Below are 16,996 nucleotides of genomic sequence, written 5' to 3' on the forward strand. Positions count from 1 at the left end.
AGCACACCCGCCCCGGGCCTTCAGAGAGGTCACCGGGACCTCCGGCGCGTCCAGCCGGTCGCCGTCGTACCCCTTCACCCCGCCGAAGCGGTCGCTCGTCATCCCCTCGGCCGGCCCATCCGGCACGGCGCCTGGAGGAGTGCTGCCTCGGCGTGGCCCGCCGCGGTAGCGCCTCCCCCACCGTGTCCGCCGTGGCCCAGAGGTGGGCTTCGCCAGCTCGGCCCATCAAAGCGATCCTCTGCGATCCACTCAACGTCCCCCGGCAGGAGCGCAAAGCTGTCGATGCCAGTTCCGACACCGCCTCTCACCAGGCCGAGGAGAGCGTGGCGTCGCTTTCATCCAAGTCAACGGATGGTCTTACAAAGAGCTGACCTCCCCTCTACCCAGAGTGATCAAGCCCTGCGAAACTGGCGCGATGAGACGTGTGCATCTGGAAGCGGCTGAGGACCACGTTGAGCGCCTCGCGAGGGAACACGACCCGATAGGGGCCGTAAAGGAACTCATCTGGAACGCACTGGACGCGGACGCCACCAAGGTCACGGTGACCATCGAGCGGTCGGCCACTGGTGCGGTGGACAAGGTCATGATCGGGGACGACGGGGAGGGCATCACCCCGGAGGGCTGCACGACCGCTTTCGAGAAGATCGGTGGTTCGTGGAAGAAGCACAGCCACACCACTGTCGGCGGCCGCCCCCTGCACGGCCGTGCCGGCCAAGGCCGTCTGCGCGCGTTCGCCCTCGGCGCTTTCATCAGGTGGACGACCGTCGCCAAGGGAATTGACGGTCGCCGGAAGACAGCGGTGACGGCACACAACGCCTCGCGCAACGACTTCCAGATCGGCGACTCCGCGCCCACGGAGGAACCGACGGGAACGCTGGTCGAGGCTTGGGGCCGGCAGTCGGTGGTTCTGGACCGCCTCACCGCCGATCGCGCACGGAGTCTGCTGACGACGGAGTTCGCTCCGTACCTGGCCAGGTATCCCAAGGTCGAGATCGTCTTCGACGGGGAGAAGATCGAGCCCACCGCGGTCATCCAGAAGCAGTCCGAGGAACGCATCGAATTCGAGCACGACGGCGCTATGGAGACCGCTGTTGTCCGGATCATCGAATGGGACATGCGGGTGGAACGCGAGCTCCACCTGTGCGATGCCCTCGGTGTCCCCGTCGATATCACGGAGACGAGGATCCAGGCGCCCGGTTTCGATTTCACCACCTACGTCCTCTGGGGCCGGATGACGGAGCACAGGGGTGACTTCCTGCTGGGCGAAGCGTCCGACGGCCCGGTGGCATCGCTTCTGGCCGCCACGCGGGAACACCTGAGGTCGTACTTCCGGAAGCGGGCCGTGGAGCGCCGCAAGGAGGTGGTCGACCAGTGGAAGGACGCCGGCCTCTACCCGTACGACGCCGAGCCGACGAGCGAGGCCGAGAAGGTCGAGCGGGAGACGTTCGACATCGTGGCGTCCACCATTCACCGCCATATGCCTCGGCCAGCGAAGCATCAGAAGGCCACGCTCGCCCTGCTGCGCGAATCCGTCAAGCACCAGCCGAGCAACGTGAACCGGATCCTCGACGAGGTCTTCCGCCTCACGAGCGACGACAAGTCGGAGCTCGATCGCCTGCTGAATCGTACGAGCTTGTCGAGCATCATCAGGGCGTCCACGAGCGTTGCGGACAGGTTGGATTTCCTCGCGGCCCTCTCACACATGGTCTTCGATCCGGCGGTCAAGAAGCTCGTCAAGGAGAGGTCGCAGCTCCACAAGATCCTTGAGAACGAGACGTGGGTGTTCGGCGAGCACTACCAGTTGCTTGTGAGCGATCGCTCCCTCGACCAGGTACTCGATCGCCACCTCGACCTTCTCGGGCGGGGCAACCGGAGCCCTCAGCCCGTGTACCGGGAAGACGGATCGGTGGGAATCGTCGACCTCATGCTGTCGAGATCCAGGCGCGAGCACGACCGACAGCAGCATCTGGTCGTGGAGTTGAAGGCACCCAAAGTCAGGGTAGGTGACAAGGAGCTCCAGCAGATCAAGAGCTATGCGCTCGCCGTGGTCGAGGACGCCCAGTTCGCTGACGTCAGGGCCGAGTGGGACTTCTGGCTCGTCACTTCAGAGATGAGCAAGGTCCTGAGAGCGGAAGCCAGGCAGGCAGGAAGGCCCCGGGGGTGCATCTGGGATCTGAAGGAGAACGAATACACCGTCCGAGTCTGGGTCAAGACATGGTCGGAGCTGATCGACGAGAGCAAGGGCCGGCTGCAGTACTTCAAGGAGCATTTCGACCATGATCCGTCGGTCGAGCAGGCAATCGACTACCTGCGTCACTCCCATCTCCCGTACCTTCCAGGCGCTCTGATTCCAGCTCCGCGTGAAGGGCAGACAGGCGACACCGGAGCCGGCGTCTCGGGCGCGACGGACGCAGCAGCGGATTTGGCGTGAAAGTAGGCGCGACGACAGAGCACCAGGCCACAGGCCTGAGACCTTACCGTCGCCCCGCTGCGCCGGGAGGTCCGGTCTCGCAGGTACTGCGGTCGCGCCTCGGAACGTGCCTGGGTCGGCGATCCGCCGCATAGTCAGCTCGGGTCCCTGTCTCAGGGGGCGCGTCAGTGAGGAGTCCGGACTGTTCGATCAGCCCTCCGACCGAAGCCGCTGACTAGCCGCCTCGAGCTGCTGGTGATAGTTGGATGCGAACAGCACAGGAAGGGCCTTGTCGAGCGTTCCGGCGATCCGGTGGATCGGTGCCCAGACCGCCTGATCGTCGACAACGCGGCTGAGGTCCGTCATCTGGAGCTTCTCCAACCAGTGCGACAGCACCAGTGCCTCGTCACTCGTGAGCTTGATCGTCACCTGGCTATCGCTCATGCACACCCCTACGGCTCGGCCCACCCCTGACCGCACGAATCTACTGGCCGTGGACCTTGACCGAACAGATAGGGGCACCCACTGTCCCGGACGCCCCAGTGGGCACCCGACGGCAGCGCGTTTCAACCGCCGAGGACGTCTTCGACGGCCCGTGCGACCTGCTCGGTGGTTCCGTCCGCCTCCCCACTCGGCGTAGTAGTCGTTAGACGGTCTTGAACGGCGGGAAGTTGCACAGCAGGCACCCCTACGGGATCCCGGTACGGTTGACGTAGAGGATCGCGTTCACGATCTCTCTCAGGTCGTGCACCCTCGCTGCCGTCCCGGGCCCTGACCGGGCGGCCCGCCAGGCGACGAACACGGGCTCGATCCATGTCCCGCGAGCATCGGGACGTCACTGCGCCACGCACGTCGAGGTGTCACGTCCCGGACAACGAGCACCACGACCGGCCGTCACAAGAACGCCAGAACACCAACTACCTTGATCAGATGCTCTCTTAGGCGCCCGAGGAACCCAGTTGTGGGAACGCTGCCGCGCGGACACTGTGCCGCACATCCTTGCGGAGGACATCCAGGAGCGCGGCCACCGACGTGGTCTGGTCCGTTGCCACGCGTGTGGCTGCTTCTGCCAGGGTCCGCCGTACGCGTACGTCACTGTCTTTGGCCAGTCTCATGGCGAGATCCTGGTGGCGTTCCATGTGCTGTACAGACAGGACGGCGCTGGCTTGTCGAACGCCAGTGTGCTGATGCGTCGCGAGGAGGTTGACGTCGATGTCTCGTGTCACATCGCTTCCGATCGCGCTGAGCGTGACGGCGGCTGCTTGCACGAGGGTGCGGTCATCACTGTGCAGGAGATCAAGCGCCCGGTCGCAGACCCACTGTTTCTCGTCCAAGGCCGTGGCCGAAGCCGCGGCAAGATACAGGCCTTGGCCCCGCAGAGACGCCGAAGCTGAGCCGATCTTGAACGAACTCAAGGGATGGGGTCTGCCGGTCACTGTTTCATCGAGGTGGCTCCCGTCGCGTTCGCCGAGTACAAAAGTCTTGCTGAACTGAAACGTCGCGGGCTGGGTCTCTGCCGGCAGTTGGATCGCCAGATTCCGGGCCGCGGTGAGGGCATCCTGCCGGTTGAGCGCCGCTTCTCGCGTGTCGCCTGCAACATCCAAGAGCTTGGCGAGGCACTTCTTCCGGTCTTCCTCGCCCAGGAACCCGACCAGGAAGGAATCGGAGACCATGCGCGTGCCGAACGCAACGCGGTGCGGATCTGGTTCCGGTCGCCCGAGGATGCGATCGCGCGCTTGAGCCGCTTGTTCACGGACGCTCGGGTGACCGGGGTCGAGTTCGGCGAGGATGACATCGGCGAGAAAGAGCTTTTCGGCCACGAAATCCGCTGCTTTGATGCGTAGTGCTCCGCGTTGTTCTTCGGTGAGGGGGCTCGGTGGGACCTCCTCGTCAGCAGGATCCTTCCGATGGGAACCGGCCCTCACGAGCTGGAGGACGGGGCCCTCCGTGATGAGGCTCGATGCCTTCTGAACACCGTGGCCGGCAAGGTCGAACAAGCGGGTGAGGGCGGAGTCGGCCAGATCGTCGTGTGCGGAGGCGATGCCGACGCAGGCGGACGCGTGATCGTCGTCGATGAAGCGGTAGTGGCCTGGCTCACGGGGTACTTCCGAAGCCAACAGATCGAGCAGACGCGCGGTCTGCGCCTCTGTCCCACGGGAGACCAGCGCACAGGCGCTCTTGACTGCCTGAATGGTCAGGCTCTGCGTCGGCGACTCGGCAAGCTCACCGGCGAGACCTCTTATTGCCAGGTCGGTCAGATCGTCGAGCAGTCGGACTGCGCGATCGTCCGGGATCAGGTCGGCCTGTGCTGCCACCAGTGCCGCTCGAGCATGGCGCACCCACCATGGCCCTTCGTGCAGGGATTCGATCGGCAGCAGACGGTCGCCTGCTCCCTCGGCAAGGCTCATAAGCTTCTTCGACTTGCCCGCCCGCTGGTAGTACGAGGCAGCCAACGAGGCTTCGCCGCTGTCGGTATACAGGTCTCCCAGGAGGTCGGCTGCCTCGGTTTCGTGGGCCCAGCTACCGGTTACGACGCTGTCGGTGAGCCAGCACCGAGCCGAGAGAACCGCCTCGATCGGCTTCTTGCGCACCAAGGAGGACATCGCCTGCTCCCTTGGGTCCCGCACGCGGTCCAGTGCACGGCCGGACCCTGTCGCGCGCAGCGCCTGCGCCAAGCGGTGCTCGTCGTCGATCTCCGCAGTCAAAGGACCATACTGAACATTCACGGCACGAATCGCGTAGAGCCAGTGGGCCGCCTCTTCGGTCAGTCCCGCATGAATGGCGTCGTGGACGGCTTCTCTCCAGGCGTCCACAGCTTCTTCGGCTCGCCCTTCGAGGCAGTACCTCCGCGCTTCCCGCGACTTGATGAGCGCCGCGTGCCGCCCCGGGACGGCACCCTGCCGGGCCACCCTCAGGAGGGTCCGACGTTCGGCACCGTCGTACTCGGCGCGTACGAGACGCAACCTCATCACGACGTCATCGCTGTATGCGTCGTTGGCCTGGTGCTCCGCCTGCGCAATGGCGCCGTCAATGAGGGTTCTCTGCGTCGCCAGCAGATCAGGCTCCATTGCGAACTGACGCTCGGCGAAGTGGAGGACCAAGAGAGGCTGGTAGGTCGCCGTCTCGGCGCTACCTCCGTTCAAGGCCTCGGCAAACTTGCCGGACGCGCCGCCGAGGGGGTGGAGGACAGCGTCGACGGCTGCGTGAATGAGCCGTGCGTGTTGTCCGATCGTCGCAGCATGATCCGACCTGGCCGACTCCTCGCCGCGGGACAGATCATCCAGAAGCCGTGAGAGTCTTCTGGGCTCAAACCTGTCGCCATTATGGAGCGCTGTGGCAGCGAGATGGCCAGCGAGTTCCGCGGCCTTGTGGAGCAGGCCGGCTTCCCTGAGCGTCTCCAGCTGCCGGCTCCTCAGCACGCTCGCGTGTCCTCGGAAGCCGGCGTCCTCCAGTCGCCGGGCGAGTTCGCCGTACTTTCTGGCCGACTGATCCGGTGCCGACGCTCGCTCGACCTCCGCTGCGCGCAGGATCGGCCTCACATCATTCGTCTTGAGCGGTCCGATGAGGATGCGGTCCGCCTGTTCCTGGCGATCAGGGGGAGGAGCAGGTGTGCCCGGAAGGGGCGCCCCGGTACAGAACGCCTCCGCCGTCTCACGAGTCCAGAACCGGGCAACGACGTCAGCCTGGTACCGGAGAAAGTCGTTGATCTGTTCGGCGCCCCACAGGTCCAGCTCGAGGTCCTCGTGCTCCCTCTGGAGAGTCGCCAGTTCGTCTGCCAGTTGGGTGCGCTCGGTCGAGGCGGAAGTGGCGATGATCAGATGGCCGGCACCGAACGGCCGCCTTCCGCGGGTGAATGTCTCCACCGCCTTCCTCAGGTCTCCCGCGGTGAACTCCTGGTAGTCCTTGCATTGGACGACGACGAACCGACCGTCCACATCCCGGCCGGCAAGGTCGATGCCGTGCTGAACCTGCCCCTGGACCCCGTAGCGGCGGAACTTGATCCCGCGGATGGCGAGGACGCGACTCGAGACGGCCAGCATCAACTTCTCGAAACGGTCCCACCCGATCGCCAGGTCAAGATCTTCACCGGGTGGCCTGCGCCCAGGGGTACCGCCACTGGGTGGATTGCCGAGGTCGGAATCCACCGCGACGGGCAGCCATCGGTCCGCTGCAGGGCCCTCGACGGCGGAGTCGGGAGTCACGTCGGAGGTGAGTGGAGGAACGTCGTACTGAGCCACGCCGAGAGATTCTCCCACGCACCCGTGCGTACAAGCGATCTCGCGCCGATAATTGCAACCGCGATGCGCACTCGCAAAGCTCGCACAGGGAAATCAAACCTGCTGAGCAGTCAGGAAAGTCAGCATTGGGTCAGCATCAGTACCGCACAGAACCGCCCCTCGCCGCCACGAACCGTCAAGATCATTATCTCGCCTCACATGCTCTGACCTGCTGAGACACAGCTCAGCAGCTTGCCTGCTAATCTCACCAGGAGGTATCCGTGAGGATGCTGATCAACGTCCCCGAGACCGTCGTCGCCGACGCGCTGCGCGGCATGGCCGCCGCTCATCCCGAGCTGACCGTCGACGTGGAGCGGCGGGTCGTGGTGCGGCGGGACGCGCCCGTGGCCGGGAAGGTCGCGCTGGTGTCCGGCGGCGGTTCCGGGCACGAACCCTTGCACGGGGGGTTCGTGGGGCCCGGGATGCTCGCGGCCGCCTGTCCCGGGGAGGTGTTCACCTCCCCGGTGCCCGATCAGATGGTGCGCGCCGCGGCCGCCGTCGACAGCGGCACCGGGGTGTTGTTCGTCGTCAAGAACTACACCGGCGACGTGCTGAACTTCGAGATGGCGGCGGAGCTCGCCGAGGACGAGGGCATCCAGGTCGCCAAGGTCCTGGTCGACGACGACGTCGCCGTCACGGACAGTCTTTACACGGCGGGCCGGCGCGGGACCGGCGGCACGCTCTTCGTGGAGAAGATCGCGGGCGCCGCCGCCGAGGAGGGCGCTCCCCTGGAGCGCGTCGAGGCCGTCGCCCGCCGGGTCAACGAGCGCTGCCGCTCCTTCGGCGTCGCCCTCAGCGCGTGCACCACCCCCACCAAGGGCAGCCCCACCTTCGATCTCCCGGAGGGCGAGCTGGAGTTGGGCATCGGCATCCACGGCGAACCGGGTCGCGAGCGGCGCCCGATGATGACCTCCCGCGAGATCGCGGACTTCGCCGTCGACGCCGTCGTCGAGGACCTCCGCCCGTCCGGGCCCGTCATCGCCCTGGTGAACGGGATGGGCGCCACCCCGCTCCTCGAGCTGTACGGGTTCAACGCCGAGGTGCAACGCGTCCTGGGCGAGCGGCGTGTGCCGGTGGCCCGGACCCTCGTCGGGAACTATGTGACCTCGCTCGACATGGCCGGCTGCTCCGTGACCCTGTGCGAGGTGGACGAGGAGCTCCTGCGCCTCTGGGACGCGCCCGTGGAGACGCCCGCGCTGCGCTGGGGCCGGTGAGCAGAGCGAGAGAAGAGGGGACCGACATGACGCAGACCTTCGACGCCGACTTCCTCGTCCGCTGGCTGGCCGCTGTGGCCGAGGCCGTCGACCGCGAGGCGGACCGGCTCACCGAACTCGACTCGGCGATCGGCGACGCCGACCACGGCGCCAATCTCAAGCGTGGCTTCGCCGCCGTGACCGAGACCCTGGCCAAGGACCCGCCCGCGACGCCGGGCGCCGTGCTCGCCACCGCCGGGCGGCAGCTGATCTCCACCGTGGGCGGCGCTTCGGGACCGCTGTACGGCACGCTGCTCCGCCGTACCGGCAAGACGCTCGGCGACGACGAGCGCGTCACCCGCGAGCAGCTGGCGGAGGCGCTCGGCTCCGGCGTGGCCGCGGTGTCCCAGCTGGGCGGCGCGCAGGTGGGCGACAAGACGATGCTCGACGCGCTCGTGCCGGCCGTCGAGGCGCTGCGGGACTCGTTCGGCGCGGCCCGAACGGCGGCCGAGGAGGGCGCCCTCGCGACCGTACCCCTGCGGGCACGCAAGGGCAGGGCCAGCTATCTGGGCGAGCGGTCGGTGGGACACCAGGATCCCGGGGCCACGTCCTCGGCGCTGCTGTTCGCCGCGCTCGACGAGATCGCACGTACGGGGACCCCGGGCACGAAGGCAGCCTCGTGAGCACCGCGAGCGGGACGGGATCGGGTGGGATCGCCCCCGGGTCGACCGGTTTCGGGGCCGGGGCCGGGGCCGGGGCCAAGTCCGTCGGCATCGTGCTCGTCTCGCACAGCGCCGCCGTCGCGACCGCCGTGGCCGAGCTGGCACGGGGGCTCGCCGGTGGCGGGGGCCTCGCCCCGATCCTCCCGGCCGGCGGGACCCCGGATGGCGGTCTCGGGACGAGTTCCGAGCTGATCGCCGAGGCGGCGAAGGCCGTCGACCGGGGCGCCGGTGTGGCGATCCTCGTCGATCTGGGGAGCGCGGTACTCACCGTGAAGGCCCTCCTCGCCGAGGGCGACGAACTTCCCGAGGGTTCCCGGCTCGTGGACGCGCCGTTCGTCGAGGGCGCGGTCGCCGCCCTGGTCACGGCGAGCGCGGGCGGGGACCTCGACGCCGTGGCGGCCGCGGCGTCGGAGGCGTACGCCTACCGCAAGGCGTGACCGCAGGAGTGACCGCAGGAGTGACCGCGGGGTGACTTCGGGGAGTGAGCGTGGGGCCGCACCCGGTGGCGACCGTGTTGTGATCCAGCAGGTCAACGCACTAATGTCGCAGGGCCTTGGTGTACGGGAAACCGGTGCAGTACCGGTGCGGCCCTCGCCACTGTGATCGGGAGGTCCGGCTCCACCCCCGCGGGGAACACCCTCGGGGAAGCCACTGGACCACGTCGGGAGACCGTCGTGGTGTGGGAAGGCGGAGTCGGGCGGAATGACCGTCAGCCAGGAGACCGGCCAGGGTGCGTTGTCCATCCACGAGGTGCTGGAGAGGGTCTCCCAACCATGCATATAGCCGAGGGGTATCTGCCCCCTGTGCACGCGGCCGCCTGGGGCGTCGCGTCCGCGCCGTTCGTCGTCCACGGGGTCCGCGCGCTGACCCGCGAGGTGCGGTCGAATCCTGAGTCCACCCTGTTGCTCGGCGCCGCCGGCGCCTTCACGTTCGTCCTGTCGGCACTCAAGTTGCCCTCGGTCACCGGCAGTTGCTCCCATCCAACCGGTACGGGCCTGGGTGCCATCCTGTTCCGGCCGCCGATCATGGCGGTCCTGGGGACGATCACCCTGCTCTTCCAGGCCCTGCTGCTCGCCCACGGCGGGCTGACCACGCTCGGCGCGAACGTCTTCTCCATGGCGATCGTGGGGCCCTGGGCGGGATACGGGGCCTTCGTCCTGTTGCGCCGGTTCGGTGCCCCGCTGATGGTCGCCGTCTTCTTCGGCGCGTTCGTCGCCGACCTGTCCACGTACTGCGTGACCAGCGTCCAGCTGGCGCTCGCCTTCCCCGACCCGGGCAGCGGCATCCCCGGCGCGCTCGCCAAGTTCGGCGGGATCTTCGCCGTCACGCAGATTCCGCTCGCGGTCAGCGAGGGCCTGCTCACCGTGCTCGTGATGCGGCTGCTCACCCAGTCCAGCAAGGGCGACCTGATCCGGCTCGGCGTCCTCACCGGACGCACGTCGGAGCGACGCGAGGAGGCGGCCGCGCGATGAACCGGAACACGAAGATCAACGCCCTGCTGCTGCTCGTCGTCGCCGCGCTCGCGGTCCTGCCGCTCGCGCTGGGGCTCGGGGACCACAAGGAGGAGCCCTTCGCCGGGGCCGACGCGGAGGCCGAGACCGCGATCACGGAACTCCAGCCGGACTACGAGCCGTGGTTCAGCCCGCTCTACGAGCCGCCGTCCGGGGAGATCGAGTCGGCGCTGTTCGCCCTGCAGGCCGCCCTCGGCGCCGGTGTCCTGGCGTACTACTTCGGTCTGCGGCGCGGCCGGCGGCAGGGGGCGGCGCGGGCCGGGGCGGCCGGGCCGGCCGATGCCGATGCCTCGGCCGCGATCCCGACCGCGACCGTGACCGCGGACCACGAGGGCGGCCCGGGTGGCGGGTCCGCCGGCGGGCCGGGCGCGTAGTCGCCGATGCTGCCGATAGACGCGGCGGCGCACAGCAGTCGCTGGCGCCGCCGCCATCCCGCCGAGAAGGCACTCCTCGGCTTCGGTCTCACCCTGTGCGCGGTCGGTCTGCCGCCGTGGCCGGGCGCGGTCCTCGTCGCGGCGGCCACGCTCACGGTGCTGCTCGGTCCGGCCGGTGTGCCGGGCCGGGCCCTGTGGCGGGCGTTCCGCATCCCGCTCGGCTTCTGTGTCACGGGCGCGATTCCGCTGCTCTTCGAGGTGGGCGGCTCCCGGGGGCTGGTGGCGCTCGCGCCCGACGGCCCGACGCACGCGGGCGAGTTGCTGCTGCGGACCGCTTCGGCGTCGCTCGGAGTGCTGCTCTTCGCGTTCACGACGCCGGTGTCCGACGTCCTGCCCCGGCTGGTACGGGCGGGGGTGCCGGCGCCGGTGGTGGACGTGGCGCTGGTGATGTACCGGATGATCTTCCTGCTCCTCGACGCGATGTCCAAGATCCGGCAGGCGCAGGCGTCCCGGCTCGGGCACACCACGCGTGCCGCGACCTGGCGTTCCCTCGCCGGCCTCGGTGCGACCACGTTCGTCCGGGCCTTCGACCGGGCGCAGCGCCTCCAGTCGGGGCTCGCCGGGCGCGGGTACGACGGGACATTGCGGGTCCTGGTGCCCGCGTGCGCGCTCTCCCGCCCGTTCCTCGCCGCGACGGGCGTGCTGCTCGCCGGACTCGTCGCCCTCACCCTCGTACTGGAAAGGCTCCTTCCGTGACGTCTCCGACCCCTGTCGTGGAACTGGTGCACGCCGGCTTCGCCTACGAGGACGGGCCCCCGGTCCTGTCCGGCGTGGACTTCGCCGTCGCGGAGGGGCGGGCGGTCGCGCTGCTCGGGCGCAACGGCAGCGGCAAGACGACGCTGCTGCGCCTGCTCAGCGGCGGGCTGCGGTGCGTGAGCGGGTCGCTGCGTCTGGACGGTACGGAGGTGGCGCACGACCGGAAGGGGCTGACCCGGCTCCGGACGACCGTGCAGCTGGTGGTGCAGGATCCCGACGACCAGCTGTTCGCCGCGTCGGTGGAGCAGGACGTGTCGTTCGGGCCGATGAACCTGGGGCTGCCGGAGGACGAGGTGCGACGGCGGGTCCACGAGGCCCTGGAGGCGCTGGACATCACGGCGCTCGCCGACCGGCCGACGCATCTGCTGTCGTACGGGCAGCGCAAGCGGGCGGCGATCGCCGGCGCGGTGGCGATGCGGCCCCGGGTCCTGATCATGGACGAGCCGACGGCCGGTCTCGATCCGCACGGGCAGGAGCGGCTGCTCGACGCGCTCCAGCGGCTGCGGGAGGCGGGTACGACCGTGCTGATGGCCACGCACGACGTGGATCTGGCGTTGCGCTGGGCGGACGAGGCGGCGGTGCTCGCCCCGTCGGGACTGCGGACCGGCCCGGTCGCGGAGCTCCTCGCGGACGACGCGCTGCTCGACGAGGCACGGCTGCGCCGCCCCTGGGGTACGGCGGTGGCCCGGCTGCTCCGCACCCACGGCCTGCTGGCGGCGGGGGCGGCCGAGCCACGGACGCCGGAGGAGCTGGACGCGTGGCTCGGGGCGGCGGCGACCCCGCTGCGTACCGAGTAGCTCGGAGCGACGGCGACGGCGACGGCGACGGCGACGGCGAGCAACTGCGACGACCGACCGCGACGAGCGACGGCGACCGCCCTGCCTCCCGAGTGGCTCGGGACGGCGACCCCTTCTCCGCAGGGGCCGCAGGAACCGTGGAAGCCGCCGGCTCCGCGCACGCGCCGAGCGGGCGGCCGGAAGCTACCGAGTAGTAGACATCACGTCCCGATTCTTCTGCAACTAGTTGCACAAAGGGAGGGGGTCCCCTAGAACTGAAGGCGACGATCCTGCGCGAGGAGGCGCCCGCATGACCCCGTACCCGCACCTGCTGAGCCCGCTCGACCTCGGGTTCACCACCCTGCCCAACCGGGTGATCATGGGGTCGATGCACGTCGGCCTCGAGGAGACCGAGCACGGCTTCGAGCGGATGGCCGCCTTCTACGCCGAGCGGGCCCGCGGTGGCGTGGGCCTCATCGTCACCGGCGGCATCGCACCCAACGACGCGGGCCGTCCCTGGGACGGCGGCGCCAAGCTCACCACCGCCGACGAGGTCGCCGAGCACCGGCTGATCACCGACGCCGTGCACGCCGAGGGCGGCCGGATCGCGATGCAGATCCTGCACTTCGGCCGGTACGCGTACCACCCCGCCCTCGTCGCGCCCAGCGCCCTCAAGGCCCCCATCAGCCCCTTCGTACCGAACGAGCTGACGGACGCCGAGGTCGAGCAGACCGTCGAGGACTACGCCCGCTGCGCCGAGCTCGCCAAGGAGGCCGGGTACGACGGCGTCGAGGTGATGGGCTCCGAGGGCTACCTCATCAACGAGTTCATCGCCGCCGCCACCAACCAGCGCACCGACCGCTGGGGCGGCTCCTACGAGAACCGCGTCCGCTTCCCGCTGGAGATCGTCCGCCGGATCCGCGAGCGCGTCGGCACGGACTTCATCCTCGTCTACCGCCTCTCCATGCTGGACCTCGTGCCCGGCGGCTCCACCCTGGAGGAGGTCGTCCGGCTCGCCAAGGAGATCGAGGCCGCCGGCGCCACCATCATCAACACCGGCATCGGCTGGCACGAGGCGCGCATCCCGACCATCGCCACCTCCGTGCCGCGCGGCGCCTACACCTGGGTGACGAAGAAGCTGATGGGCGCGGTCTCCGTGCCGCTCGTGACCAGCAACCGCATCAACACCCCCGAGGTCGCCGAGGAGATCCTCGCCGACGGCCGCGCCGACCTCGTCTCGCTGGCCCGCCCCTTCCTCGCCGACCCGGAGTTCGTCGCCAAGGCCACGGCCGACCGCGCCGACACGATCAACACCTGCATCGGCTGCAACCAGGCCTGCCTGGACCACACCTTCAATCTGAAGATCACGTCCTGCCTGGTCAACCCGCGCGCGTGCCACGAGACGGAGCTCGTCCTCTCCCCCACCCGCCGCGCCAAGCGGATCGCGGTCGTCGGCGCGGGCCCGGCCGGCCTCTCCTGCGCGGTGTCGGCGGCCGAGCGCGGCCACTCCGTGACCCTGTTCGACGCGGCCGCCGAGATCGGCGGCCAGCTGAACATCGCCAAGAAGGTCCCGGGCAAGGAGGAGTTCGACGAGACGCTGCGCTACTTCCGCGTCCAGCTCGCCGAGCGCGGGGTCGACGTACGCCTCGACACGCCGGTCTCGGCCGGTGACCTCGACGGGTTCGACGAGGTCGTCGTCGCCACCGGCGTCGCCCCCCGCACCCCCGGCATCGCCGGCGTGGACCACCCGAGCGTCCTCAGCTACCTGGACGTGCTGCGGGACGGCGCGCCGGTCGGCGAGCGGGTCGCGATCATCGGCGCGGGCGGCATCGGCTTCGACGTCGCGGAGTTCCTGACGGACGGCGGGGAGAGCGCGAGCCAGGACCCCGAGACGTACTTCCGCCAGTGGGGCGTCGACACCTCGTACGAGAACCGGGGCGGACTGCGCGCCCCCGAGCGCGCCGCACCGCCGCGCCAGGTGCACCTGCTCCAGCGCAAGGAGACCAAGGTCGGTGCCGGCCTCGGCAAGACCACGGGGTGGATCCACCGCACCGAGCTCAAGCACCGCGGTGTCGCGATGGTCGCGGGCGTCTCGTACGACCGGATCGACGACGAGGGCCTGCACGTCACGATCGGCGGCGAGCGGCAGCTCCTGCCCGTCGACACCGTCGTGCTCTGCGCGGGCCAGGAGCCGCGCCGGGACCTGTACGAGGAGCTGGTCGCGGCGGGCCGCGTGGCGCACCTGATCGGCGGCGCCGACGTGGCCGCCGAGCTGGACGCCAAGCGCGCCATCGACCAGGGCACCCGCCTCGCGGCCACCCTGTGATCACCGTGGCCGGCCACTCCTAGGATGCGTTCATGTCCCTCCCGCACGCGATCCTCACCGCGCTGCTCGAGAAGCCGTCCTCCGGCCTCGAACTGACGCGCCGCTTCGACAGGTCGATCGGCTACTTCTGGTCGGCCACGCACCAGCAGATCTACCGCGAGCTGGGCAAGCTGGAGCAGGCGGGGCACATCCGTGCCCTGCCCGCCCCGGTGCCGGTACGGGGACAGCGCAAGGAGTACGAGGTGCTGCCGGCGGGCCGTGAGGAGCTCGGCACCTGGGTGGCGAGGTCCGAGGACCCGAAGCCCATGCGGGCCGCCCTGCTGCTCCGGATGCGGGCGGCCGCGGTGGTCGGGGCGCCGGGCCTGCGCGCCGAGCTGACCCGCCATCTCGCGCTGCACCAGGAACAGTTGGACGAGTACCTCGCGATCGAGACCCGCGACTTCCCCAGCGAACGCCGCCGGTCGGAACCCGACCGGCTGCGCCATCTCGTCCTGCGGGGCGGGATCGAGATGGAGCGCTTCTGGGTGGAGTGGCTGACGGGGGCGCTGGCGGAGCTCGGGACGGAGTGACGTCCACGGTGGGATCGTCGGGTCGGGCCTAGGCGAGCCAGAGCGCGGAGTGCCGATGGCGTGCGGGAGGGATGTCCACGCTGTCCGCCGCGTCCGGGTCGATGGTTCCGTCAGGGGCGTTCACGACGCTCAGGACGCGTCCCGCTTGGAGACGCAGGCGCTGACGCGCTCGGCGCTCCTCCTGGGCCGCCGCGCGTGCGACGCCGGCGTCTCGGTTGAAGCGGGGCCATCGGCGGAAGGTCACCGTGCGGCGGATCGCGCGCGGGTGAGGGCGCTCTCGACCCCCGCCGGTCGCGGCGCGGCGGGCGGCACCGTAGCGCAGGTCGTACAGCGTGAGGGCACGCCAAGGGGCCCCCGGTGCCGACTCGTCGTTCGGCCGGCGGCGTGAGCCGGGGATGTGGTGTGCGGTGCGTGCCATGGGACTCCGTCGGTGAGCACCGCCAGGCATCTCCCGGCGGGCTACCTGAAGCCCATGGGTCCCGTCGAACGTTCGTGTGCCACGTCCGTCACCCTAGCCGGGCTCGTGGGCGGCCGAAACCGAGTGGCGGTACCGCCCCTCGACACGTAGCCGCGTGGATACTGGGCCGTTGGAGTTCCACGACATGAAAGGGCGGGTATGGCCGACGACTTGGGGCACCGCGCGACACGTCACGCGGTGGTCATCGGGGGAAGTCTCGCCGGGCTGCTGGCCGCCCGGGTGCTGGCCGAGCACGCGGAGAGGGTGACGGTCGTCGAACGCGACCGGCTGCCCGAGGGGCCGGAGGCGCGGGCGGGCGTCCCGCAGGGCAGGCATCTGCACGTCCTGATCGCGGGCGGGCAGCAGGCGCTCGACGAACTGCTCCCGGGATTCACGGACGAGTTGAGCGCGCTCGGGGCACCCACGGTGGGCGCTCCGGAGGACATGATCCAGTGGCAGAACGGCAAGTGGTTCCGCCGCACCACCGCCACCGCCCGCCACTACACCGGCCCACGCCCCCAGCTGGAATGGCTGGTGCGGCAGCGGGTGCTCGCCGATCCGCGCATCGAGCTGATCGAGGGCACCGAGACCGTGGGCCTGACCGGCGACTCCTCGCGGGTCAGGGGCGTACGGCTGCGCGAGCGGGGCGCGGGGGCCGACAGGGAACCCCGCACCCTGGCCGCCGATCTGGTGGTGGACGCCTCAGGGCGGTCCACGAAGGCCGCCGACTGGCTGGCGGGGATCGGCGCGGAGGCCCCGCACGAGGAGACCCTGGACACGGGCCTCGCGTACGGCACCCGGGTGTACCGCGTCCCGGCCGAGGACCCGGACACCGACGCGACGGGCTACTACATCGTGCCCAACCCCGCCCAGGTGTACGGCGGTGTGGTGCTCCCCCTGGGCGACGGGCACCACCTGGTGACGCTCTCGGGGTTGCGGGGCGACGAACCGCCCACCGAGGAGGGCGCGTTCGAGGAGTACGCGAAGCGGCTTCCGCATCCGGTGATCAGCGACTGGCTGGCGCGGGCCGAGCCGGTCTCGCCGGTGTACGGCTTCCGCAAGACCGCCAACATCCGGCGCCGGTACGACCGTCCGGGCCGCCGCCCGGCCGGCTTCCTCGCGATCGGAGACGCGCTCTGCGCGTTCAATCCGATCTACGGGCAGGGCATGGCCGTCGCCGCGCTCAGCTCGGTCGCGCTGCGCCGGGCGCTCGCCGACCCGAAGCGGACCCCGACGACGCGTACCGTGCAGCGGGCGCTGCTCGACGCCTCCCGGCAGGCCTGGGACATCTCGGCGGGTGCCGACAAGAAGATGCCGGGCGCGACGGGTGACGCGGCACGGCCGGGCCCGATGGACCGGGTCGTCGGCTGGTACCTGGGCCGGGTGGTGGAGCGGTCCGCGGGCAATCCGGCCGTGGGGGCGTCGTTCCGTGCGACGATCACCCTGACCGCCCCCCTGACGAGCCTGTTCGCCCCCTCGGTGGCGCGGGCGGTGCTCTTCGGACCGGTCGGCGAGACGCCGTCGGGGCCGCCCCTGCGCCGCGACGCCTAGGGAGCGGCTCCCGG

General features: G+C 69.9%; 14 protein-coding genes and 1 riboswitch. Of the genes, 11 read left to right on the forward strand and 3 right to left on the reverse strand.

Annotated features, from left to right (window positions below; genetic code table 11):
* Nucleotides 1–415 precede the first annotated feature (415 nt).
* A complete protein-coding gene (locus ACFQ79_RS20280; RefSeq protein WP_383585366.1) occupies nucleotides 416–2,431 on the forward strand; it encodes an ATP-binding protein in 2,016 nt (671 codons plus the stop codon).
* A gap of 189 nt (nucleotides 2,432–2,620) precedes the next feature.
* Here ACFQ79_RS20280 and ACFQ79_RS20285 read toward each other — a convergent pair whose 3' ends face one another.
* Together ACFQ79_RS20285 and ACFQ79_RS20290 are read right to left on the reverse strand one after the other, a co-directional pair.
* A complete protein-coding gene (locus ACFQ79_RS20285) occupies nucleotides 2,621–2,854 on the reverse strand; it encodes a hypothetical protein (protein ID WP_383585368.1) in 234 nt (77 codons plus the stop codon).
* Nucleotides 2,855–3,348: 494 nt separating this feature from the next.
* Complete coding sequence (locus tag ACFQ79_RS20290) at nucleotides 3,349–6,648, reverse strand: hypothetical protein (RefSeq protein WP_383585370.1); 3,300 nt, start codon at nucleotides 6,646–6,648, stop codon at nucleotides 3,349–3,351.
* Between the two features lie 260 nt (nucleotides 6,649–6,908).
* Here ACFQ79_RS20290 and dhaK point away from each other — a divergent pair, with 260 nt between their 5' ends.
* The 9 genes from dhaK to ACFQ79_RS20335 all read left to right on the forward strand — a co-directional run bounded on the left by dhaK (nucleotide 6,909) and on the right by ACFQ79_RS20335 (nucleotide 14,974).
* Nucleotides 6,909–7,901 carry a dihydroxyacetone kinase subunit DhaK gene (gene dhaK / locus ACFQ79_RS20295; RefSeq protein ID WP_383585372.1) on the forward strand — a complete coding sequence of 331 codons (993 nt, stop codon included), beginning with the start codon at nucleotides 6,909–6,911 and terminating at the stop codon, nucleotides 7,899–7,901.
* Nucleotides 7,902–7,927: 26 nt separating this feature from the next.
* Nucleotides 7,928–8,563 (forward strand): dihydroxyacetone kinase subunit DhaL, encoded by a 636-nt coding sequence (dhaL, locus tag ACFQ79_RS20300; RefSeq protein WP_383585374.1) that lies wholly within the window; start codon nucleotides 7,928–7,930, stop codon nucleotides 8,561–8,563.
* A gap of 29 nt (nucleotides 8,564–8,592) precedes the next feature.
* Nucleotides 8,593–9,039 (forward strand): PTS-dependent dihydroxyacetone kinase phosphotransferase subunit DhaM, encoded by a 447-nt coding sequence (locus tag ACFQ79_RS20305; protein ID WP_383585419.1) that lies wholly within the window; start codon nucleotides 8,593–8,595, stop codon nucleotides 9,037–9,039.
* Between the two features lie 100 nt (nucleotides 9,040–9,139).
* Nucleotides 9,140–9,347: riboswitch (cobalamin riboswitch) on the forward strand.
* A 28-nt stretch (nucleotides 9,348–9,375) separates the two neighbouring features.
* On the forward strand, nucleotides 9,376–10,074 hold the full coding sequence (locus tag ACFQ79_RS20310; protein WP_383585376.1) for an energy-coupling factor ABC transporter permease: 699 nt from the start codon (nucleotides 9,376–9,378) through the stop codon (nucleotides 10,072–10,074).
* Nucleotides 10,071–10,487, forward strand: coding sequence for an energy-coupling factor ABC transporter substrate-binding protein (locus ACFQ79_RS20315; RefSeq protein WP_383585378.1), 417 nt, complete (start codon nucleotides 10,071–10,073; stop codon nucleotides 10,485–10,487). Before ACFQ79_RS20310 ends, ACFQ79_RS20315 begins: the two co-directional genes overlap by 4 nt.
* Before the next feature lie 6 nt (nucleotides 10,488–10,493).
* Nucleotides 10,494–11,243 (forward strand): cobalt ECF transporter T component CbiQ, encoded by a 750-nt coding sequence (gene cbiQ / locus ACFQ79_RS20320; RefSeq protein ID WP_383585380.1) that lies wholly within the window; start codon nucleotides 10,494–10,496, stop codon nucleotides 11,241–11,243.
* Complete coding sequence (locus ACFQ79_RS20325) at nucleotides 11,240–12,100, forward strand: energy-coupling factor ABC transporter ATP-binding protein (protein ID WP_383585382.1); 861 nt, start codon at nucleotides 11,240–11,242, stop codon at nucleotides 12,098–12,100. Before cbiQ ends, ACFQ79_RS20325 begins: the two co-directional genes overlap by 4 nt.
* A 289-nt stretch (nucleotides 12,101–12,389) precedes the next feature.
* On the forward strand, nucleotides 12,390–14,405 hold the full coding sequence (locus ACFQ79_RS20330) for an FAD-dependent oxidoreductase (protein WP_383585385.1): 2,016 nt from the start codon (nucleotides 12,390–12,392) through the stop codon (nucleotides 14,403–14,405).
* A 32-nt stretch (nucleotides 14,406–14,437) separates the two neighbouring features.
* Nucleotides 14,438–14,974 (forward strand): PadR family transcriptional regulator, encoded by a 537-nt coding sequence (locus ACFQ79_RS20335; protein ID WP_383585387.1) that lies wholly within the window; start codon nucleotides 14,438–14,440, stop codon nucleotides 14,972–14,974.
* Between the two features lie 28 nt (nucleotides 14,975–15,002).
* On the opposite strand, the gene ACFQ79_RS20340 is transcribed toward ACFQ79_RS20335, so the two are convergent.
* The gene (locus ACFQ79_RS20340) at nucleotides 15,003–15,392 is read right to left on the reverse strand and encodes a hypothetical protein (RefSeq protein WP_383585389.1); all 390 of its coding nucleotides are present in this window, start codon (nucleotides 15,390–15,392) and stop codon (nucleotides 15,003–15,005) included.
* 198 nt (nucleotides 15,393–15,590) lie between these two features.
* Here ACFQ79_RS20340 and ACFQ79_RS20345 point away from each other — a divergent pair, with 198 nt between their 5' ends.
* Entirely contained in the window at nucleotides 15,591–16,982 is a 1,392-nt protein-coding gene (locus ACFQ79_RS20345) for an NAD(P)/FAD-dependent oxidoreductase (protein WP_383585392.1), read from the forward strand.
* Nucleotides 16,983–16,996 lie beyond the last annotated feature (14 nt).

It is taken from the genome of Streptomyces sp. NPDC056480 (assembly GCF_042795405.1).
Lineage (GTDB): Bacteria > Actinomycetota > Actinomycetes > Streptomycetales > Streptomycetaceae > Streptomyces.

Coding starts and splice junctions, on each gene's coding strand:
- ACFQ79_RS20280 (WP_383585366.1), top strand. CDS start 416: ATGAGACGTGTGCATCTGGAAGCGGCTGAGGACCACGTTGAGCGCCTC.
- ACFQ79_RS20285 (WP_383585368.1), bottom strand. CDS start 2,854: ATGAGCGATAGCCAGGTGACGATCAAGCTCACGAGTGACGAGGCACTG.
- dhaL (WP_383585374.1), top strand. CDS start 7,928: ATGACGCAGACCTTCGACGCCGACTTCCTCGTCCGCTGGCTGGCCGCT.
- ACFQ79_RS20310 (WP_383585376.1), top strand. CDS start 9,376: ATGCATATAGCCGAGGGGTATCTGCCCCCTGTGCACGCGGCCGCCTGG.
- ACFQ79_RS20315 (WP_383585378.1), top strand. CDS start 10,071: ATGAACCGGAACACGAAGATCAACGCCCTGCTGCTGCTCGTCGTCGCC.
- cbiQ (WP_383585380.1), top strand. CDS start 10,494: ATGCTGCCGATAGACGCGGCGGCGCACAGCAGTCGCTGGCGCCGCCGC.
- ACFQ79_RS20330 (WP_383585385.1), top strand. CDS start 12,390: ATGACCCCGTACCCGCACCTGCTGAGCCCGCTCGACCTCGGGTTCACC.
- ACFQ79_RS20335 (WP_383585387.1), top strand. CDS start 14,438: ATGTCCCTCCCGCACGCGATCCTCACCGCGCTGCTCGAGAAGCCGTCC.
- ACFQ79_RS20340 (WP_383585389.1), bottom strand. CDS start 15,392: ATGGCACGCACCGCACACCACATCCCCGGCTCACGCCGCCGGCCGAAC.
- ACFQ79_RS20345 (WP_383585392.1), top strand. CDS start 15,591: ATGGCCGACGACTTGGGGCACCGCGCGACACGTCACGCGGTGGTCATC.